General features: G+C 63.5%; 18 protein-coding genes. 17 read left to right on the top strand and 1 reads right to left on the bottom strand.

Features of this window, described 5'->3' with window-relative positions; genetic code table 11:
• The first annotated feature begins 31 nt into the window (after positions 1-31).
• From lpdA to ACIGJB_RS09895, 11 genes are all read left to right on the top strand, one after another.
• Positions 32-1456 carry a dihydrolipoyl dehydrogenase gene (gene lpdA, locus ACIGJB_RS09945; protein ID WP_483729697.1) on the top strand — a complete coding sequence of 475 codons (1425 nt, stop codon included), beginning with the start codon at positions 32-34 and terminating at the stop codon, positions 1454-1456.
• A gap of 152 nt (positions 1457-1608) precedes the next feature.
• Entirely contained in the window at positions 1609-2706 is a 1098-nt protein-coding gene (gene zapE / locus ACIGJB_RS09940) for a cell division protein ZapE (protein WP_483729696.1), read from the top strand.
• A gap of 104 nt (positions 2707-2810) precedes the next feature.
• On the top strand, positions 2811-5375 hold the full coding sequence (locus ACIGJB_RS09935) for a heavy metal translocating P-type ATPase (protein WP_483729695.1): 2565 nt from the start codon (positions 2811-2813) through the stop codon (positions 5373-5375).
• 2 nt (positions 5376-5377) lie between these two features.
• Positions 5378-5524: a cbb3-type cytochrome oxidase assembly protein CcoS gene (gene ccoS, locus ACIGJB_RS09930; RefSeq protein ID WP_011298204.1), complete on the top strand. Its 147-nt coding sequence runs from the start codon at positions 5378-5380 to the stop codon at positions 5522-5524.
• Between the two features lie 139 nt (positions 5525-5663).
• Positions 5664-7112, top strand: a complete 1449-nt coding sequence (gene ccoN / locus ACIGJB_RS09925; protein WP_483708416.1) for a cytochrome-c oxidase, cbb3-type subunit I — start codon at positions 5664-5666, stop codon at positions 7110-7112.
• An 18-nt stretch (positions 7113-7130) separates the two neighbouring features.
• On the top strand, positions 7131-7793 hold the full coding sequence (ccoO, locus tag ACIGJB_RS09920) for a cytochrome-c oxidase, cbb3-type subunit II (protein WP_483729694.1): 663 nt from the start codon (positions 7131-7133) through the stop codon (positions 7791-7793).
• Between the two features lie 3 nt (positions 7794-7796).
• A complete protein-coding gene (locus tag ACIGJB_RS09915) occupies positions 7797-7961 on the top strand; it encodes a cbb3-type cytochrome oxidase subunit 3 (RefSeq protein WP_211945182.1) in 165 nt (54 codons plus the stop codon).
• Between the two features lie 2 nt (positions 7962-7963).
• Entirely contained in the window at positions 7964-8878 is a 915-nt protein-coding gene (gene ccoP / locus ACIGJB_RS09910) for a cytochrome-c oxidase, cbb3-type subunit III (RefSeq protein WP_483729693.1), read from the top strand.
• A 49-nt stretch (positions 8879-8927) separates the two neighbouring features.
• Positions 8928-10400 (top strand): cytochrome c oxidase accessory protein CcoG, encoded by a 1473-nt coding sequence (gene ccoG, locus ACIGJB_RS09905; protein ID WP_483729692.1) that lies wholly within the window; start codon positions 8928-8930, stop codon positions 10398-10400.
• 83 nt (positions 10401-10483) lie between these two features.
• On the top strand, positions 10484-10699 hold the full coding sequence (locus ACIGJB_RS09900; RefSeq protein WP_483729691.1) for a FixH family protein: 216 nt from the start codon (positions 10484-10486) through the stop codon (positions 10697-10699).
• Positions 10696-10941, top strand: coding sequence for a hypothetical protein (locus tag ACIGJB_RS09895; RefSeq protein ID WP_483729690.1), 246 nt, complete (start codon positions 10696-10698; stop codon positions 10939-10941). Before ACIGJB_RS09900 ends, ACIGJB_RS09895 begins: the two co-directional genes overlap by 4 nt.
• 46 nt (positions 10942-10987) lie before the next feature.
• Here the strand turns inward: ACIGJB_RS09895 and fnr are convergent, their stop codons facing one another.
• On the bottom strand, positions 10988-11713 hold the full coding sequence (fnr, locus tag ACIGJB_RS09890) for a fumarate/nitrate reduction transcriptional regulator Fnr (protein ID WP_483729689.1): 726 nt from the start codon (positions 11711-11713) through the stop codon (positions 10988-10990).
• Between the two features lie 79 nt (positions 11714-11792).
• Between fnr and ACIGJB_RS09885 the strand changes: the two genes are divergently transcribed.
• The 6 genes from ACIGJB_RS09885 (at position 11793) to infB (ending at position 21047) form a co-directional block, all read left to right on the top strand.
• Positions 11793-12548, top strand: a complete 756-nt coding sequence (locus ACIGJB_RS09885) for a sulfite exporter TauE/SafE family protein (protein ID WP_483729688.1) — start codon at positions 11793-11795, stop codon at positions 12546-12548.
• A 547-nt stretch (positions 12549-13095) separates the two neighbouring features.
• A complete protein-coding gene (scpB, locus tag ACIGJB_RS09880; protein ID WP_483729687.1) occupies positions 13096-13998 on the top strand; it encodes an SMC-Scp complex subunit ScpB in 903 nt (300 codons plus the stop codon).
• A 5-nt stretch (positions 13999-14003) separates the two neighbouring features.
• Positions 14004-15827: a 23S rRNA pseudouridine(2605) synthase RluB gene (rluB, locus tag ACIGJB_RS09875; protein ID WP_483729686.1), complete on the top strand. Its 1824-nt coding sequence runs from the start codon at positions 14004-14006 to the stop codon at positions 15825-15827.
• A gap of 279 nt (positions 15828-16106) precedes the next feature.
• Positions 16107-16595, top strand: a complete 489-nt coding sequence (rimP, locus tag ACIGJB_RS09870; protein ID WP_483729685.1) for a ribosome maturation factor RimP — start codon at positions 16107-16109, stop codon at positions 16593-16595.
• A complete protein-coding gene (gene nusA / locus ACIGJB_RS09865) occupies positions 16592-18067 on the top strand; it encodes a transcription termination factor NusA (RefSeq protein ID WP_483708402.1) in 1476 nt (491 codons plus the stop codon). Before rimP ends, nusA begins: the two co-directional genes overlap by 4 nt.
• A 91-nt stretch (positions 18068-18158) precedes the next feature.
• Complete coding sequence (infB, locus tag ACIGJB_RS09860; RefSeq protein ID WP_483729684.1) at positions 18159-21047, top strand: translation initiation factor IF-2; 2889 nt, start codon at positions 18159-18161, stop codon at positions 21045-21047.
• The last annotated feature ends 54 nt before the right edge of the window (positions 21048-21101 follow it).

Raw genomic sequence — 21101 nt, 5'->3', positions numbered from 1 at the left:
AGCTGCTGCCGGCGCCCAGAAAGGAATCTCCATGAGCAAACAATTCGACGTGCTGGTGATCGGCGCCGGCCCCGGCGGCTATATCGCCGCCATCCGCGCTGGCCAGCTCGGCCTGAACGTGGCCTGCTGCGAAGGCAACGCCTACGACGATCCCAAGAACGAACCGCGCCTGGGCGGCACCTGCCTGAACGTGGGTTGCATTCCCTCGAAGGCGCTGCTGGCTTCCTCGGAAGAATTCGAGAATGTGCAGCATCACCTCGGCGACCACGGCATCACCGTGGGCGACGTCAAGGTCGACGTCGCCAAGATGCTCAAGCGCAAGGACGACATCGTCGGCAAGATGACCAAGGGCATCGAGTTCCTGTTCCGCAAGAACAAGGTCGCGCTGCTCAAGGGCTACGGCAAGTTCGTCGGCAAGACCGCCGAGGGCTTCCAGGTCGAGGTCGCCGGTGAAGTCGTGACCGCCAAGCAGGTCATCATCGCCACCGGTTCGAAGGCTCGCCACCTGCCGGGCATCACGGTCGACAACGACCTGGTCAGCGATAACGAAGGCGCGCTCAAGTTCCCGGCCGTGCCGAAGAAGCTGGGCGTGATCGGTGCCGGCGTGATCGGCCTCGAGCTGGGCTCGGTATGGCGCCGCCTCGGTGCCGACGTGACCGTGCTGGAAGCGCTGCCCGCGTTCCTGGGCGCCGCCGACGAAGGCGTGGCCAAGGAAGCCCAGAAGCAGCTGACCAAGCAGGGCCTGAAGTTCAGCCTCGGCGTGAAGGTTGACGAAGTGACGACCGGCAAGGCCGGCGTGACGGTCAAGTACACCGACAAGGACGGCGCAGCCCAGACCCTGGAAGTCGATCGCCTGATCGTCTCGGTTGGCCGTGTGCCGAACACCGACAACCTGGGCCTGGACGCGATCGGTCTGGCTGCAGACCAGCGCGGCTTCATCGAGGTGGACGAGCACTGCGCCACCAAGGTGCCGGGCCTGTGGGCCATCGGCGACGTGGTGCGCGGCCCGATGCTCGCGCACAAGGCCGAGGACGAAGGCGTGGCCGTGGCCGAGCGCATCGCCGGCCAGAAGCCGCACATCGACTACAACTGCATTCCGTGGGTGATCTACACCTTCCCGGAAATCGCATGGGTCGGCAAGACCGAAGCCCAGCTCAAGGCCGAAGGCCGCGAGTTCAAGGCTGGCCAGTTCCCGTTCATGGCCAATGGCCGTGCGCTGGGCATGGGCCATCCGGAAGGCTTCGTCAAGATGCTGGCCGACGCCAAGACCGACGAGATCCTGGGCGTGCATATCGTCGCCGCCAACGCGTCGGACCTGATCGCCGAAGCCGTCGTGGCGATGGAGTTCAAGGCCGCGAGCGAAGATATCGGCCGCGTCTGCCATCCGCACCCGTCGATGTCGGAAGTCATGCGCGAAGCCGCGCTGGCCGTCGACAAGCGTCAGCTCAATATGTAAGGCATCTGCCGGCATTTGCCTGACCACCGGCGCGCCGCAACAGCGGCGCGCCGTTTTCACTTGCAAACCATGCCGAATCGAAACGATTCCGGGCATGGCCGGGGAAGGTGCGGCCGCACTTTCCGCGCGCAGTCCAGAACGAAACAGCCAGCATGAACGTCAGCGAGTATTACGAGAAGGAACTGAAGGAGCGCGGCTACCATTCCGACGAGGCGCAACTGCGCGCCGTGGCTCGCCTGCAGCAATGCTATGACGAGTGGGTGGCCTACAAGAGCCGTCGCAGCAATGCCATCCGCAAGCTGCTGGTGCACCCGGAAGTGCCCAAGGGCGTGTACATGTGGGGCGGGGTGGGGCGCGGGAAGTCCTTCCTGATGGACAGCTTCTATACGTGCGTGCCGGTAGTGCGCAAGACACGGCTGCACTTCCACGAGTTCATGCGCGAAGTGCATCGCCAACTGGAAGAGTTGCGCGGACGTCCCGATCCTCTGGACGAACTTGCCAAGCGGATTGCACGCCGTTATCGCCTGATCTGCTTCGACGAATTTCACGTCAGCGACGTCGCCGATGCCATGATGCTGCACCGGCTGCTGCAACAGCTGTTCGAGAACGGCGTGCAGTTCGTCATGACGTCGAACTACCGGCCCGACCTGCTTTACCCGGACGGGTTGCACCGCGACCGCGTGCTGCCTGCCATCGCGTTGCTCCAGCAAAAGCTGGACGTGCTCAACGTCGATGCCGGGATTGACTATCGCAAGCGCGCGCTGGAGCAGGTGGAGGCGTATCACACGCCGCTCGATGCCAGGGCCAATTCGGCGCTGCGCGATGCCTTTACCAGCATTGCGGGCGTGGCGGACGAATCGCCGCTGCTGCACATCGAGCACCGCGAGCTGCGCGCCTTGCGCAAGGCCAATGGCGTGGTCTGGTTTGATTTTGCGACGCTGTGCGGCGGCCCGCGCTCGCAGAATGACTACCTGGAACTGGCCTCGCAGTTCCATACGGTTATTTTGTCCGATGTTCCACGCATGACGCCGAGAATGTCATCCGAAGCCCGCCGGTTCACGTGGCTGATCGATGTGTTCTACGACCATAAGGTCAAGCTGTTGATGTCGGCCGAAGTGCCCGCCGATGAGCTTTACGTCGAGGGTCAGATGGCAAGCGAATTCCATCGAACGGTGTCGCGCATTATCGAGATGCAATCCCGGGAGTACCTGGAATCCGAGCGGCGGACCATGGACACCTCGCTCACCTGAGTCCAGCGTGCCGGGATTGGGCTGTCAACCCGGCCGCTATTGACTTATATCAAGGTCGATGTGGAGATCGGCATATACCCTCCAACGGGTAAAAAAAGATCTCCATGCCCGCCCCGCACGCCAGTTTCCTTGCCGACGCTCCGCCGTCTGCATTCCCGCTGATTCCCCCCGGCCGCTCCGCGCCTGAGATGGCGCAGCATGCCGCGCATTCGGCATGTTTCCATTGCGGCCAGCCCGTGCCTGCCGGCCAGGAACTGGCCGAGGAGATGGATGGCCAACAGCGCGTCTTCTGCTGCGGCGGTTGCCAGACGCTGGCCCGCACGTTGCACTCCGCTGGCTTTGCCCACCTCTACGGTGACGAAGCGCGTTTTGCCCGGCCTATCGATGACGCAGCAAGGCGGGAATCGGAGCCGGTATGGGCTGCCTACGATACCCCGGAGCTGCGCAGCCAGTTCGTGCGGCCGCTCGAAGGCGGTCGCGCCGAGATCACGCTGGCGCCCGAGAACATCCGCTGCGCGGCGTGTGCGTGGCTGATCGAGCAGCACCTGGGGCGCCTGCCGGGCGTGGAATCCACGATCGCCAATGTGGCGACGCGGCGCGTGGTGGTGCGCTGGCGCGAGGCCGACCAGACGGTTTCCGGCCTGCTCGCCGCGCTGGCCAATATTGGTTACGTTGCGTGGCCGTTTGAAGTCTCCCGCAGCGACCAGGCCGACCGCCGTGCCCGCCGCAGCCTGCTGATGCGCATGGCCGTGGCCATGCTCGGCATGATGCAGGTGATGATGTACGCGTGGCCCATCTACACCCACGAGGCCACCATCGACCCCGGCCAGCTGCAGTTGATGCGCTGGGCCAGCCTGGCCCTCACGCTGCCGGTTGTTTTCTATTCCGCTTCGCCGATTTTTTCCGGTGCCTGGCGCAGCCTGCGCCATTGGCACATGGGCATGGATGTGCCGGTAGCGCTCGGCGTTGCGGCAGGATTTGTTGCCAGCACGGTAGCAACCGTCCGCGGAGTCGGGGAGGTCTACTTCGATTCGGTGACGATGTTCGTGGCCTTCCTGCTGGCGGCCCGCTATCTCGAACTGCGTGTGCGGCAGGCTTCGCGCAGCGGTGCGGAGATGCTGGCGCGGCAATTGCCGGCTACCTGTGAACGGCTTGGCACGGGCGATCTGGCCGCGGAGCGCGTGCCGGTGGCGCGCCTGAGGCAGGGCGACCGTATCCGTGTCAGGGCCGGCGAAATTATCCCGGCGGACGGCACCATCGTCGCGGGCGCCAGTGAACTTGACGAATCGATGCTGACCGGTGAAAGCCGTCCGGTACACCGCAGCGTGGGCGAGGTGGCGCTGGCCGGCTGCTACAACACCGCCAGCCCGCTCGAGATCGCCGTGGATCGCGTTGGTGCGGGCACGCGCCTGGCTGAAATCGTCGCCGTGCTGGACCGTGCACTGGCGGAAAAGCCGCGCTTGGCGGCACTGGCTGACCGGGTTGCCGGATGGTTCGTTGCCACGCTGCTGGCGCTTGCCGCGTTGACCGGCACGGTGTGGGCGCTCTGGATCGATCCTTCCCGGGCCTTGCTGGTGACTGTTGCGGTGCTTGTTGTCAGCTGCCCGTGCGCGCTTTCCCTTGCGACGCCGGCGGCGCTGGCCGCCGCAGGCGCGGCGCTGTCGCGGCGCGGGCTGCTGTTGACGCGTTCGCATGCACTCGAGACGCTGGCGCGCGTGACAGACGTCGTGCTGGACAAGACAGGCACACTGACTGAAGGCTGCTTTGTCCTGACGGGACAGCAGACGCTCGGCGCCATGCCAGCCGCCCAATGCCTTGCACTGGCGGCGGCGCTGGAAGCGGGTAGCGAGCATCCGATCGGCAGGGCGCTGGTCGGCGCGGCCGGCAAGGCTGATATCGGTGGGGGCGCCCTCCCAGCCACCGCCGTGCTCAATGTGCCCGGTCAGGGCGTACAGGCCGACATTGACGGCAAACGATTCCGGCTGGGGCGAGCCGCCTTCGTGGCCGGGATCGCCGGGCCATGCGTCAAGGCATCGGCACGGGACGCGGACCTCTCTCGAAATCCTGGCGCCACGCAAGTTTGGCTGGGCACGGAAGACGGCGTGCTGGCTGTATTCGAGCTGTCCGACCAGGCCCGTGAATCGACGCCGCAACTTCTTGAGGCGCTGCGCCGGCAGGGGGCGCGTTGCCACCTGGTCAGCGGCGACAGCATCGAGACCGTGCAGTGGTGGGCGTCGCACTTCGGCATGGTGCGGGCCCGCGGCGCCGTTTCCCCCGAAGGCAAGCGTGAATATGTCGCACAACTCCAGCGTGAAGGTGCCGTGGTGCTGGCCGTAGGGGATGGCATCAATGACGCGCCGGTGCTGGCGCAGGCGCAGGTATCGGTTGCCATCGGCAGCGGCGCTCCGCTTGCGCAAGCAGGGGCCGACGCTGTCCTGACGCACGGAAACGTCACGGAAATCGCTCGGGCAATCGCGCTGGCGCGGCAGACGCGCCGCGTGGTGCGGCAGAACCTTGGCTGGGCCTTCTTCTACAACGTGGTGGCCATCCCGTTGGCGGCGACGGGTTTTGTTACGGCATGGATGGCCGGCATCGGCATGTCGGTGTCCTCGCTGCTCGTGGTGGCGAACGCCTGGCGCCTGCTGCGTGCGGGCGGAAACGGAGTCTAGGAATGGAAACGCTGTACCTGCTGGTGCCCATGAGCCTTGTTCTTGTCGTTGTCATCGCCGGTGCGCTCTGGTGGGCCCTGCATGCCGGCCAGTACGACGATCTTGACCGGCCCGGGGAGGCCATTTTGCTGGATAACGACAAGCCCTGAAGGGGTGCCGTCGACTTGCAATGCAGAGATAGGTTCATGGGCTGCCTGTGCAACTTGATAAAGATCAACGCGGCAAACGCGCTGGTTCCATAAAGTCACAACGTCAATCAGGTTTTATTTTTCTTATGTGGGGGTCTGAATGGATGTCTCAGCCGCGTCTTCACGCGTCGACACCTTCAATTACGGCGTCGTAAGGCAGTTCGCTGTCATGACGGTAGTCTGGGGGATCGTCGGCATGGCCGTCGGCGTGCTGCTCGCAGCACAGCTGATCTGGCCGGATCTCAACTTCAACACGCCATGGCTGTCGTTCGGCCGACTGCGACCGCTGCATACCAATGCGGTGATCTTCGCCTTTGGCGGCAGCGCGCTGTTTGCGACGTCGTACTACGTCGTGCAGCGTACTTGCCAGGCGCGCCTGTTCTGCGGTCCGCTTGCTGCCTTTACGTTCTGGGGCTGGCAACTGGTGATCGTCGCGGCGGCTATCACGCTGCCGCTGGGTATCACCAGCTCGAAGGAATACGCCGAACTGGAATGGCCGATCGACTTGCTGATCACGGCCGTCTGGGTGGCCTACGCCGTGGTCTTCTTCGGCACCATCGTCAAGCGCAAGACCCGGCATATCTACGTTGCCAACTGGTTCTTCGGCGCGTACATCCTGACCATTGCCATCCTGCACATCGTCAACAACATCGAAATGCCGGTGTCGATGTGGAAGTCCTATTCCGCTTATGCCGGCGTGCAGGACGCGATGATCCAGTGGTGGTACGGCCATAACGCCGTGGGCTTCTTCCTGACCACCAGCTTCCTTGGCATGATGTACTACTTCATCCCGAAGCAGGCGGAACGGCCCATCTATTCGTATCGCCTGTCGATCGTCCACTTCTGGGCGCTGAACTTCACGTACATGTGGGCCGGCCCCCACCACCTGCAGTACACCGCGCTGCCTGACTGGGCACAGTCGCTGGGCATGGTGTTCTCGCTGATTCTGCTGGCTCCGTCCTGGGGCGGCATGATCAACGGCATCATGACGCTGTCGGGCGCCTGGCACAAGCTGCGCACCGACCCGATCCTGAAATTCCTGGTGGTGGCGCTGTCGTTCTATGGCATGGCCACGTTCGAAGGCTCGATGATGTCGATCAAGACCGTCAACGCGCTCTCGCACTACACGGACTGGACGATTGGTCACGTGCACTCGGGCGCGCTGGGCTGGGTGGCGATGATTTCGATCGGCTCGCTCTACTACCTGATTCCGCGCCTGTTCGGCGAGAAACAGATGTACAGCGTGCGGCTGATCGAGTGGCATTTCTGGATCGCCACCATCGGCGTGGTGCTCTATATCGCTTCGATGTGGATCGCCGGTGTGATGGAAGGGTTGATGTGGCGCGCCACGCAGCCGGACGGCACGCTGACCTACGCGTTCGTTGAAGCGGTCAAGGCCAAGTACCCGTTCTACCTGATCCGTCTGCTGGGCGGCATCTGCTTCCTGTCCGGCATGCTGCTGATGGCCTATAACGTCGCGAAAACCATCATCGGCAAGCGTGCAGTGGATGCGCCGATCCCGGCCAGCATTCCTGCCTCTGCCCATTGATCCATCAGGATAGAAACGATGTCCGAAAAACAAAGCTTCTTTTCCCACGAAACGCTGGAGAAGAACATCGGCTGGCTGATCATCTGCACGATCCTGGTGGTCAGCATTGCCGGCCTGGTGCAGATCGTGCCGCTGTTCTTCCAGCATTCCACCACCAAGCCCGATGTCGGGATCAAGCCGTATTCGCCGCTTCGGCTGATGGGCCGCGATATCTACATCCGCGAGGGTTGTGTCGGCTGCCATTCGCAGCAGGTCCGTACGCTGCAGGCCGAGACCGAGCGCTATGGCCATTTCTCGACGGCGGGTGAATCGGTCTACGACCATCCGTTCCTGTGGGGCTCCAAGCGCACCGGGCCCGACCTGGCGCGCGTCGGTGGCCGCTACTCCGATGACTGGCAACGCATTCACCTGCGCAATCCGCGCGATGTCGTGCCGGAATCGGTGATGCCGTCCTATCCGTGGCTCGAAAAGGCTCAACTGCCGACCGATGATATCCAGGCCCGCATGCGCGCACTGGTGCGACTGGGTGTGCCGTACACCGAGGCGGAAATCGCCAAGGCGCCTGAAGAGCTCAAGGACAAGAGCGAAGAAGATGCGCTGGTCGCCTACCTGCAAGGATTGGGCACCAACCGTCGCAATGTGCGTGTGGACGCGGCCGCAGCCGCGCCCGCGAAGGAGTAAGTCATGGCGATGCTGACTGCTTTTGCCACGGTCGTGTCGATGGTCGTGTTCCTGGGCATCTGCTGGTGGGCCTGGTCGAATGGCCGGCAAGCCGCCAACCAGGAGTCCGCCATGCTGCCGTTCGCACTGCCTGACGAGACCCACACAACATCGAGCCGGAATACCTAGTCATGAGCGATTTCTTTTCCGATTTCTGGAGCTACTACATCGCTGCCATCGCGCTCGTCGGCATCGTCTGGTGCGTGTGGCTGCTTTTTTCCCAACGCAAGGTCACCAAGGTTGCCAACGCCGGTGATGACACCGGCCATGTCTGGGACGGCGATCTGCGCGAGCTGAACAACCCGTTGCCACGCTGGTGGATGTGGATGTTCCTGCTGGCCTGTATCTTCGGCCTGGTCTACCTGGTCCTCTATCCTGGACTCGGCTCGTATGCGGGCGTGTTGAAAACTTCGACGCAAGTCGAACTGGCCGCGCATCAGCAGGCACAGGAAAAGCTGCAGCACGATGTCTACGCCAAATACCTGAATATGGACGTCAAGCAGGTGGCAGCAGACCCCCAGGCCCGCGAGATTGGCCAGCGCCTGTTCCTGAACTACTGCGCGCAATGCCATGGCTCGGACGCACGCGGCAGCCGGGGCTTTCCGAACCTGACGGACCACGACTGGCTCTATGGCGGTGAACCCGAGACGATCCAGCAGACCATCACGAAGGGCCGCAATGGCATGATGCCGCCGTTTGCCTCGACCATCGATGGCAAGCTCGCAGCGGATGTGGCGCAATATGTGCGATCGTTGTCGGGCCTGTCGTTCGACCCGATCCGGGCATCGCGCGGCGAGAGCACGTTCAAGTCCACCTGTGCGGCGTGCCATGGTGCGACCGGCAAGGGCAATCAGGCCCTCGGCGCGCCGAACCTGTCCGATAACGTGTGGCTGTATGGCAGTTCGGAGGGCAGTATTGTCGAGGCCATCCTGAAGGGCCACAACAACCACATGCCGGCGCACGAAGAGATCCTGACGCCGGAGCGTATCCGTATGCTGACGGCCTATGTCTGGGGCCTTTCCAATACCGGAGGCTCAGGACAATGATCACCGACTCAGGCACGGGGTGCGCCATGGCGTCTGAAGGAGCGCGCGCATGAACGCCCCCGGGACAGAACCTCTGGCCCGCACGGCCGGCCCGCAAGGGCCGGCGTCGTCGCCTGTCGAATCCTCCGACGAAACGCTCTACGAGGTTCGACGCAAGATATACCCCCGCTCGGTGACGGGCGCGTTCTCCAACTGGCGGGTCTGGATGGTACTCCTGACCCAGCTCATCTACTACGGCACGCCCTGGCTGCAATGGAATGGCAGACAGGCCGTGCTGTTCGACCTTGGCGCCCGCAAGTTCTATATCTTCGGACTGGTGCTTTGGCCGCAGGATGTCATCTATCTTGCCGTCCTGCTGGTGATCTCCGCGCTGGCGCTGTTCTTGTTCACGGCCATTGCGGGGCGGCTCTTCTGTGGCTATGCGTGTCCACAGACGGTCTACACCGAAATATTCATGTGGATCGAGCGGCATGTCGAAGGCGACCGTTTCGCGCGGATCCGTCTGGATGGCGATCCGTGGAGCTTGCGCAAATTTCGCCTGAAGGCGACCAAGCACTCGCTGTGGATACTGGTCGCGCTGTGGACGGGCTTCACGTTCATTGGTTACTTCGCGCCGATACGCGAGCTTGGCGGTCAGGTCCTGAGCTTCTCGCTGGGGCCGTGGCAGGCGTTCTGGATGCTCTTTTACGCCTTCGCGACGTGGGGCAATGCGGGCTTCATGCGCGAGCAGGTGTGCAAGTACATGTGCCCGTATGCGCGATTCCAGAGTGTGATGGTCGATCGGGACACCTATGTGGTGACCTACGACGTCGGGCGCGGCGAGCCGCGCGGGAGCCGGTCGCGCAAGGTGGATCATCATCAGGCCGGGCTTGGTGACTGCGTCAACTGCAGCATTTGCGTGCAGGTGTGTCCGACAGGCATTGATATCCGTGACGGGCTGCAGTACGAGTGCATTGGTTGCGGCGCCTGCATCGATGCCTGCAATCAGGTCATGGACAAGATGGACTACCCGCGCGGGCTGATCCGGTACACGTCCGAGAACGCCATGCGCAAGGCACTGTCAGCCGCGGTGGCCCGCAAGCGGCTGGTGCGGCCGCGGACCATCATCTACTCGGTCATCTGGCTGGTGATGGTGGCGGGTTTCGTGGCGTCGCTAGCGCTGCGCACGCCGTTGAAGGTCGACATCATCCGCGATCGCGGGGCGTTGGGGCGTGAGGTGGATGGACGCTGGATCGAGAACGTCTATCGACTGCAGTTGATCAACACCACCGAGGCACCCATGCGCATCAGCGTGCGGGCCGAAAGTGACGATCTGAAGAACCTGACGGTCGAGTACGATCCCGACGCGAAGGCCCTGGCGCCGACGTCGAACAAGCTGGTGCCGATCCGGATTCGCGTGCCGATCGACGATGCCGCGCAAGGTACGCACAAGATCAGCGTGACGGTGACAAGCGAAGGTTCGGGGCAGGGTAGTGCGCAAATCAGGCAATCTACCAGTTTCATCGTGCCGCGCAATTTGTGATGCTAAGGGCGGTGCAGCGCATTGGCGCTGTGCCGGTCCAACCGCGAGCGCCTCGGTGAGGCGCCGACGAAGGGGGCAAGACGATGCAAGAAAGCAATCCGTGGTGGAAGGAGCCGTGGCCGTGGCTGCTGATGAGCGGCCCGTTGCTGGCCATAGTGGCTTGCGGCGTGACCATCTGGCTGGCTTCCACCCATCCTGACCGGCCGGTGGTCGAAGGCGTGTCCCGGCATGGCCTGGTCGTCGAGAAGGCGGAAGGGATCCCTGGCAATGCCAAGGCACCGCAAGCGAGGCGGCCATGAGGCTGCGCTGGCTGATGTGGGTACTGTGGCCGGCGTTCCTGATGGCCGGGGTGGCCACGGCAACGGTGTTTTCTGTGGTGGATCCCGGAGATCTGAATTTCTTCGGCCAGCCGATCGAGGCGTCGCGAGAGGCTATCTATACGATCGGGTTCTTGCTGGCCTGGGTATTCTGCGCGTTGTCCAGCGGACTGACGCTCTACACCATGCCGACGAAGCTCAGCGAAACGGACGAACTGGAGTGATTGGGCTGAAGCGGACCGCCTTGCCAGACAAGGCGGTCAGACCGCCTCAGCAGGAGCGGCTGTAGACTTGCTTGATGCCTTCCATGTCGACGAGCTTGACGTGGCGTTGACGGATCTGGATCAGGCCGGCCTCGGCGAATCGCGAGAACAGTCGGCTGACCGTTTCGAGTTTCAATCCGAGATAGCTGCCGATTTCTTCCCGGCTCATGCGCATGACGAACTCGGTCGACGAATACCCGCGTGCGGACAGGCGCTCTGACAGGTTGATCAGGAACGCGGCAAGGCGCTCTTCGGCACGCATGGACCCCAGCGTGACGAGCATGAGTTGATCATGCGATATTTCCTTACCCATCAGTCGCAGGAACTGCTGCTGCAGCGATGGCAGATCCATGGACAGCGCCTGAAGATCGGCCATGCGTACGACGCATACTTCCGTGTCTTCAAGCGCGGTGGCATCCGAGGCGTGCTGCATTTCACCCAGGCCGTCGAGGCCGACCACTTCGCCAGGCAAATGGAAGCCGGTGATTTGCGAGCGGCCGTCTTCCGTGGTGACATGCGTCTTCAGGGTGCCGAAGCGAATGGCATAAACCGCAGTCAGCGGATCGCCCATGCGGTACAGGGTTTCGCCCTTGTGGACACGGACGCGCTCTTGCACCAGGGTATCCATCTTTTGCAGATCCTGCTGGCTCATGCCCACCGGCAGGCACAGTTGCCCCATGCCGCAAGTGGAGCAACGGGGCGACATCTCGGTGACGGGGATGGATGTTAGCAATTGGAACCTGCAAGGAATGAGCGGCGAGGGCGCAATGCATGCATTTTAACGCGCGATGTGATGCGGTAGGGAGTTGCAATTGACTTTTGGTGTGCTTCTCAGTGTTTTCATGCTTGCCTTGCTGGGGGGCTTTCATTGCGCTGCCATGTGCGGTGGCGTTGCCCTCGCAGTCGAGCAGCGCGCCGCGGGCGTGCCGATTGCCGTGGTGCGGCGTCCCCAAGACTGGCTCCTGGAGTTGCTGGTGATGCATGTCGGCCGGATTTCCACCTACATGCTGCTCGGTGCGATGCTGGGGGCGGTGGGGGCGACGGCCTGGCGTCAGGATTACCTGCCCGTTCAACGGTGGCTATTCGGCGCCGGGAGCGCCATGCTGCTGGTATCTGGCTGGCGCCTGATACGCGGCGAAGCGTTTTCCATCGTGTGGCTGGAAAGGTTTGGCGCGCGCGCGGGGGCCGCCATTGCCGGAAGCTTCGGCCGGCTTCGCCGCAAAACTCCGGCGACGGCGGCGCGAAGCGGTGGTCTGGTGCGCCGCTATGGCATGGGCATGGCGTGGGGGCTCGTGCCCTGTGGCATGGTCTACGGTGCGCTTGCCCTCGCGTTACTGGCCGGCAATGCGCCCTCGGGAGCACTGGTAATGGGCGCGTTCGGGCTTGGCACGTTACCGAATTTGCTGGCGCTATCCAGCTTTTCGGGGCTGCTGCGCGCTTGGGCGCGCCGCCGTTGGGTCAGGATGGGGGCTGGATTGGCGGTCATGGTCTTCGGCGGCCTGGGAATCGGTCGAGCGGTGTTATTGCCACATTCGCTGGCCGAGCATGGTTTCTGCCTGGTGTTTTGAAGCCACCGTGAGGGCGCGGGAGTGCGCGGTGGTTGCAGGCGGATGCGGGAATGCCATACAATCGCCTGCATTGCGGTATCGCGCGGCGTGTTTCCGAGCGGCGCCTGGCAGCCCTTCCAAAAAAGGGGCGCGTCCGGGGTTTCGGGCAATGAGCCGACATTTCGGCGCCGAACCCTTCCGCAGTCCATCCGGTTCATAATATCTGTTCAAAAGTCCGGCTGGCTCTGCGACCGAGGTGCGGTCATTGCTGGCCCTGATCCCGATATTCGTTTTTCTTGCGGCCCAGGCGGACGTTCGCCGGAAGCCATGTCCGCCCATGTGGGCGCGTGCAAGAGGTTCGTGCACTGGTACTTGCCGGTGACCGGGCAATCTCCTGCTGGAACACACCCGGCAAATCGAAGCAAAAGAAGGTGCACGGTCTCGAAGCGAAACGCTTTCGGGTTTGCTGCGCGATGAGATGGCGGTGGCAATCGCACCGTTGAATCCACAATGTCCAGGGCTCCGGATTCGTCCCTGAGCAGGTGCAAAGACAGGCTGCACACCCAACATGAATACCCAAGAGGCGAAGATCGTCCTCGAGACTGCGCTGATCTGTGCGCAGGAGCCCTTGCGCGTGAGCGACCTGCGTCGTCTGTTTGCAGACGATGTCGGCGCGGACACTGTCCGGGTCCTGCTTGATGAGTTGCGCCAGGACTGGCGCCAGCGCGGGGTCGAGTTGGTGGCACTGGCCAGCGGCTGGCGTTTCCAGAGCCGGCCTGAGATGCGGGAATACCTCGATCGGCTCAATCCCGAGAAGCCTCCCAAGTATTCGCGGGCCGTCATGGAAACGTTGGCGATCATTGCTTATCGTCAGCCGGTAACGCGTGGCGACATCGAGGAAATCCGTGGTGTGACGGTTAGCACGGAGGTGGTCAAGAAACTGGAAGACCGCGGCTGGATCGAGGTCATCGGCCACCGCGATGTACCAGGACGACCGGCGCTCTATGCGACCACCAAGGCTTTCCTGGACGATCTGGGTTTGCGTACGCTGGATGAGCTGCCTCCGCTCGAAGACGCCCAGGCGCAATCGCAGGCGGCACTGCTGGACCAGCAGGCAATCGATTTTGAAGAGATGGCAACGGCGCTGCCGGTGGCCGGCGACGAAGAGGCCTTCCCTGAGCCGGAGCCGGTTACGCCGGCTGGTGAGTCGATCGATGCCGCCAAGCTTGCCGGCGCGGCTCCGGCTGCTGGCGGCGAACCCGCTGACGAGGCCGGGGCCGTCGAGCAGGCCAGCGCCGACGCCATGCACGTGGCAGATCTCGCGTCGGCTGTGACCGAGGCAAATGGCTTCCATGCCGAAAGCACGCCGGACAACCAGGAAGGCGGCAATTCATCCAGCGGCAATTCATCCGGCGACGATACTGCGCCGCCGCACGCGAGCGAGCACGATGATGAGCGCGTGCCCAACTGAACCATATGCAACATCCGATAGTGAATACTTTGTCTGATTCCGTTGAACAAGACACCCGGTCAGCCGGGACACCGGCTGCCGACGGCGCAGCAGAATCCGGGTCAGGCACCGATACGGCGCCGCGCCGGAAAGGGCTGAGACGCGGCTTGCGCAACCTGGTGGCTTCGCGCCGGCAGGGCGGGCAGGACCGAGACGGCAATCGCGCCGAAGGAGCCGAGTCTGGCGCCCAGGCTGATGCGGGCGAGAGCAGGCCTGCCGGCGAACCCGGCGGTCGTGCGGCCCAGCGTGGCCGCGGCAAGCGCAAACCGAACCGGGCGGAAAATGCGCCGGCCCGGGAAGGCGGCCAAGCTGGACAGGAACGCGGCGACAAGGGCGAGCAGGCAGGCCGCAAGCGCAAGCCGCAGGGCCAGCGCACTGCCAGGGCCACGCCGGAAGGCGACGCCCAGTCGACGGGTCGGCAGCAGGGTCCGCGCAAGGGTGGGCAGCCGCAACGGAAGGGGCCGGCTGGTCCCGAGAAGGCGGCCGCGAGCAGCGAGGACTTGTTCCGCTTCGTTATCTCGGATCAGTACGACCAGGAAGATACGGTTATCCCCCGCACCAAGGCCAAGCCGGTGCGCGAACTGTCCGCGGACGACGATGCGCCGAAGCTGCATAAGGTCCTGGCTGAAGGCGGCCTGGGCTCGCGCCGCGAAATGGAAGAACTGATCTTGCAGGGCCGCGTTTCCGTTAACGGATTGCCCGCGCATATCGGCCAGCGGATCCTGCCGGCCGATCAGGTCCGGGTGAATGGCAAGCTGATCCATCGCAAGATTTCTTCCAAGCCTCCGCGCGTTCTGCTTTACCACAAGCCGGCCGGCGAGATCGTGAGCCAGTCGGATCCCGAGGGCCGTCCGACCGTGTTCGACAGCCTGCCGCGCATGAAGACCGGCAAGTGGGTCGCGGTGGGCCGCCTGGATTTCAATACCGAAGGCCTGCTGATCTTTACGACTTCGGGCGACATTGCCAATCGCTTCATGCATCCCCGCTATGGCGTGGAGCGCGAATACGCGGTGCGTACGCTGGGTGAGTTGGCGGAAGCCGATCGCCAGCGCCTGCTCCATGGCATCAAACTCGATGACGGCGAGGCCAATTTCCTGCGCATTGCCGATGGTGGCGGCGAAGGTGTGAACCAGTGGTATCACGTGGCGCTGACCGAGGGACGTAATCGTGAGGTGCGCCGCATGTTCGAAGCGGTGGGCCTGACGGTGTCGCGCCTGATTCGCACGCGTTACGGGCAGTTCCTGCTTCCGCGCGGCCTGAAGCGTGGCCGTTGGCAGGAGCTGGAGGCGACGGAAGTCAGGACGATGATGGATGCCATCGGCCTGAAGGTGCCGGGCAGGGGTGAGCAGCAGGGTGGCAAGGGCATGACCAAGGTCGGTGGGCGCAAGCAGCGCACCGAGGCGGCAATTGCCGGCATGCCCATGCATACTGGTATGGATGGCCTGCCGCGCGTCGATAAGGGCGGCGCGGGCCGCGGCCAGCCCGATCCGATGCGGACGTCGATGGGCTACATCAGCCACGGCCCCACCGTGCTGACGTCCCACGCCGCTAATCTGGGCGGCGGGCGCGGACAGGGTGGCGGACGCTCGGGCGGCGGCGGTCGTGGCGGTGCGGGTGGCGCGGGCCTCGGTGGCCAGGGCCGACCTCAGCGCCGCGGTGGCGATGTCAATGGCAATGTGATGCCGAAGGCTGCAAAGGGCGGTGGCGGTAATCGCTCGGGACGCAGCAAGGGTGGCGCCGCCGGTGGTGGTGGCGGCACCCGGGGCGGTAATCGCGGCGGTAACCGCTAAGCGGTAGCCCTGGCGGCGATTCGCTGCCGGGGCTCGATCAGGCGCCGATACATGCCCTTTTGCCTTTTGGACATAATCTGCGTATAATTAAAGTCTATTCAAAAAGTCATCCTCCCAGAGGATGGGCGAATGATGGGCATTGCGCCCATTTTTTTTTGGTTCGCCCGTTTGACGCATGTGCGCCGGAGGCTGACTGGCAGGTGGCTGTGCCCATGTCGTCCCAGGCGGGGCAGGCAAGCCAGCCTGTCCTGGTGTTGATGGCCATTACTTGGGAATACAGTGCATCTGGCAGATTTGATCGAAACCACCCTTAACGGCATGGGATACGAGCTGGTTGAGCTCGAACGTGCTCCGGCCGGACTGTTGCGTGTCTATATCGATCAGCCTGAAACCGGCATCGTCATCGAGGATTGCGAGAAGGTGAGCCGGCAGTTGACGCACGTGTTGACCGTCGAGAATGTCGATTACGAACGGCTTGAAGTCTCCTCGCCGGGGTTGGACCGGCCGCTGAAGAAGCTAGCCGACTATGCCCGCTTCGCCGGGGCGGAAGCGCGCGTGACGCTGCGCCTGCCCGTCAATGGGCAAAAGAACTTCACAGGCATTCTGCAAGAGCCGACGGGTGAGGCTGGCGCCGAGAAGGTTGGCCTGGAGTTCGAGGGCAAGGACGGTCCGGCGCTGCTGGAGTTCACGGTATCTGATGTCGACAAGGCACGCCTGGTGCCGGTAATCGACTTCAAAGGAAATCAAAGAAAAGGGAACAAGCAATGAGCCGCGAAGTTCTGTTGCTCGTCGATGCGCTTGCGCGTGAAAAGAACGTCGACAAGGATGTGGTATTTGGCGCGCTGGAGGCTGCACTGGCCTCCGCGACCAAGAAGCGTTTCGAGGAAGACGTGGATATCCGTGTCGCGATCGACCGCGAATCGGGCGAGCATGAGACGTTCCGCCGCTGGCTTGTCGTCCCTGACGATCAGGGCCTGCAGGAGCCGGACAAGGAAATCCTGCTGTTCGAGGCACGCGACGACAACCCGAGCATCGAGCTGAACGACTATGTCGAGCAGCAGATCGAGTCCGTCGAATTCGGCCGTATCGGCGCCCAGGCGGCGAAGCAGGTGATCCTGCAGCGCATCCGCGACGCCGAACGCGAGCAGATCCTGAATGACTACCTTGATCGCGGCGAGAAGATCATGACCGGTACGGTCAAGCGCGCCGACAAGAAGGGCCTGATCGTCGAATCCGGTCGCGTGGAAGCGCTGCTGGCACGTGACCAGATCATCCCGAAGGAAAACCTGCGCACCGGCGACCGTGTCCGTGCGTATATCCTGAACGTGGATCGTGCGGCCCGCGGCCCGCAGATCGAACTGTCGCGCACCGCGCCCGAGTTCCTGATCAAGCTCTTCGAGAACGAAGTGCCCGAGATGGAAGAAGGACTGCTGGAAATCAAGGCGGCAGCCCGCGACCCGGGCGTGCGCGCCAAGATCGCCGTGGTGGCGCATGACAAGCGTATCGATCCGATCGGTACCTGCGTGGGTGTGCGCGGTACGCGCGTGACGGCCGTTCGCAACGAGATCGGCGGCGAAGCCGTGGACATCGTGCTGTGGTCGGAAGATCCGGCGCAGTTCGTGATCGGCGCGCTGGCGCCGGCGCAAGTGCAGTCGATCGTCGTGGATGAGGAAAAGCACAGCATGGATGTGGTCGTCGACGAGGAAAACCTCGCCGTGGCCATCGGTCGCAGCGGGCAGAACGTGCGCCTTGCGTCCGAACTGACCGGCTGGCAGATCAACATCATGACGCAGGAAGAGTCGGCGGCGAAGCAGGCCGAGGAAAGCGACGTCGTGCGCAAGCTGTTCATGGCCAAGCTGGACGTCGACGAAGAAGTGGCCGATATCCTGATCGACGAAGGATTCTCCACGCTGGAAGAAGTGGCCTACGTTCCCATCAGTGAAATGATGGAAATCGAGGCGTTTGATGAAGACACCGTCAACGAGCTGCGCAACCGCGCACGTGATGCGCTCCTGACGATGGAACTGGCCCGGGAAGAAAAGGTTGAAGAGGTGTCGCAAGACCTGCGCTCACTCGACGGCCTCAACCCGGAACTGATCGGCAAACTGGCCGAAGGCGATATCCATACGCGTGACGACCTGGCAGAACTGGCCGTCGACGAACTGGTCGAGATGACAGGCGTCAGCGAGGAAGAAGCCAAGGCGCTGATCATGAAGGCACGGGAACATTGGTTCAACTGAGGGACACGTCCGGGCATGTGACTACATATCCGGACGCGCTTTCCACACACGATTTGTCCCGACGTAGAAACCAAGCATTGAAAGGGTTTGAATGGCAAGCACAACAGTTGCCCAACTGGCCGCAGAACTGAGTCGCAGCGCAGCTGCCCTGCTGGAACAATTGCAGGCGGCTGGGGTGGGCAAGGCGACGCCAGAAGATATCGTCACGGAATCGGATAAGACCAGCTTGCTGGACTATCTGAAGCGTTCGCACGGCCAGGCCGATGACAGCGCACGCAAGAAGATCACGCTGACCAAGCGTGAAACTTCCGAAATCCGTCAGGCCGACTCCACCGGCAAGACGCGCACCGTTCAGGTCGAGGTGCGCAAGAAGCGCGTGCTGATGAAGCGCGACGAAGCGACGTCCGACCATCACGCCGAGACGGAGCCGCATACCGCGGACGCCGACGCCGCCGACCAGGCGCGCCGTGAGGAAGAGGAGCGCAACCAGGCGGAACTGCTGGCACGCCAGGAAGCCGAAGCGAAGGCGCGCCGCGAGGCCGCCGAGCGCGAGGAAGCCGAGCGCCGTGCGCAGCAGGAAGCCCTGGAAGCCGAACAACAGCGCCAGAACGATCTTCTCGCCAAAAAGGCCGAAGAGGAAGCTGCTGCCGCGCGTGCCGTGAACGAGGCCGCCGAGGAAGCTTCGCGCAAGAAGGCCGAGGACGAGCAGGCACGCGTTGCCGCGGAGCGCGCGGTCGCGCAGAAGGCTGCCGACGACGCGAAGGCGGCCGCCGACAAGGCGCGTGTCGAGCAGCAGGACGCCGCACGCAAGCGCCGCGAGGCTGCCGAAGCCGAAGCCCGTGCCATCCAGCAGATGCTGAATGCGCCTGCACGCGTGCTCAAGGCACCGTCCGAGCGCAAGGCCGAAGAAAAGAAGGCCGAGCAGACCGGTACGTTGCACAAGCCGGTCAAGCCGGCGGGCGCCACGGCCGAGGCCAAGAAGGATGAGAAGAAGCCGGCCACCACTGCCGCACCCAGCACGACGGTCGACAAGAAGACCGGCAAGCCTGGTGCCCCGGGGTGGAAGGATGACGCCTCGCGCGGCAAGAAGGGCGGCCTGAAGACACGCGGCGATTCGTCGGGTGGCGTGGGCGGCTGGCGCGGTGGTCCGCGTGGCCGCGGTGGTCGTCACCAGCGTGACGACGACGGCCGCAGCAACTTCCAGGCGCCGACGGAGCCCGTGGTGCGCGAAGTTCACGTGCCGGAAACCGTCTCGGTGGCGGATCTCGCCCACAAGATGGCCGTGAAGGCATCCGAGGTCATCAAGCAGATGATGAAGCTCGGCCAGATGGTGACGATCAACCAGGTGCTGGACCAGGAAACCGCCATGATCGTGGTGGAAGAAATGGGGCACAAGGCGTTTGCCGCCAAGCTGGACGATCCGGAAGCGCTGCTGGTAGTGGACGGCGAAGAGCACACCGATGCCGAGCAGCTGCCGCGTCCGCCGGTGGTGACCGTCATGGGTCACGTCGACCACGGCAAGACCTCGCTGCTGGACTACATCCGCCGCACCAAGGTTGCAGCGGGCGAAGCTGGCGGGATTACGCAGCACATCGGTGCCTACCATGTGGAAACCGACCGCGGCGTGATCACGTTCCTGGATACCCCGGGTCACGAGGCCTTCACGGCCATGCGTGCCCGCGGTGCCAAGGCCACCGACATCGTGATCCTGGTGGTCGCGGCCGACGACGGCGTGATGCCGCAGACCAAGGAAGCCATTGCGCACGCCAAGGCTGCCGGGGTGCCGATCGTCGTGGCGATCAACAAGATGGACAAGCCGGATGCCAACCCCGACCGCGTCAAGCAGGAGCTGGTGGCCGAGCAGGTGTTGCCGGAAGAGTACGGTGGTGATTCGCCGTTCGTGCCGGTGTCGGCCAAGACCGGTGCTGGCATCGAGGACCTGCTGGAACAGGTGTCGCTGCAGGCCGAAGTCCTGGAACTGAAGGCACCGGTCGACGCGCCGGCCAAGGGTCTGGTGGTGGAAGCCCAGCTCGACAAGGGCAAGGGTCCGATCGCGACGATCCTCGTCAGCAGCGGCACGCTCAAGCGTGGCGACGTAGTGCTGGCAGGCAGCGCCTATGGCCGCGTGCGTGCCATGCTGGACGAAAACGGCAAGCCGACCAAGGAAGCCGGTCCTTCGATCCCGGTGGAAATCCAGGGTCTGTCGGAAGTGCCGGCTGCCGGTGAAGAAGTGCTGGTGCTGCCGGACGAGCGCAAGGCGCGCGAAATCGCGCTGTTCCGCCAGGGCAAGTTCCGCGATGTGAAGCTGGCCCGACAGCAGGCTGCGAAGCTGGAAACGATGCTGGAGCAGATGAGCGAAGGCGACGTCCAGACGCTGCCGCTGATCGTGAAGGCCGACGTGCAGGGTTCGCAGGAAGCGCTGGTGCAGTCGCTGCTCAAGCTGTCGACCGCCGAAGTGCGCGTGCAGATGGTTCACGCTGCGGTGGGTGGCATCACCGAATCGGACGTCAACCTGGCGACCGCTTCGAAGGCTGTCATCATCGGCTTCAACGTGCGTGCCGACGCTGGTGCGCGCAAGCTGGCCGAGAACCATGGCATCGACATCCGCTACTACAACATCATTTACGATGCGGTAGACGAGATCAAGGCGGCCATGTCGGGCATGCTGGCGCCGGAGAAGCGCGAGACCAACATCGGTCAGGTCGAGGTGCGCCAGGTGTTCCGCGTACCGAAGATTGGCGCGGTGGCCGGCTGTATGGTCACCGACGGTCTGGTCAAGCGGACCTCGCTGGTGCGCGTGCTGCGCAACAACGTGGTCATCCACACCGGCGAACTGGACTCGCTCAAGCGTTTCAAGGACGACGTCAAGGAAGTCAAGCAAGGCTTCGAGTGCGGTCTGTCGATCAAGAACTTCAACGATGTTCAAGAAGGCGACCAGCTCGAAGTGTACGAAATCACCGAGGTGGCGCGCACGCTGTAAGGCGGCGCAACAACGGCGGGCTTCGGCCCGCCGTTGTCGTCTCGACAAGATGGT

The sequence above is a fragment of the Cupriavidus sp. C2SS-8b genome, assembly GCF_057073745.1.
This window is presented reverse-complemented; position numbering and strand designations above follow the sequence as displayed.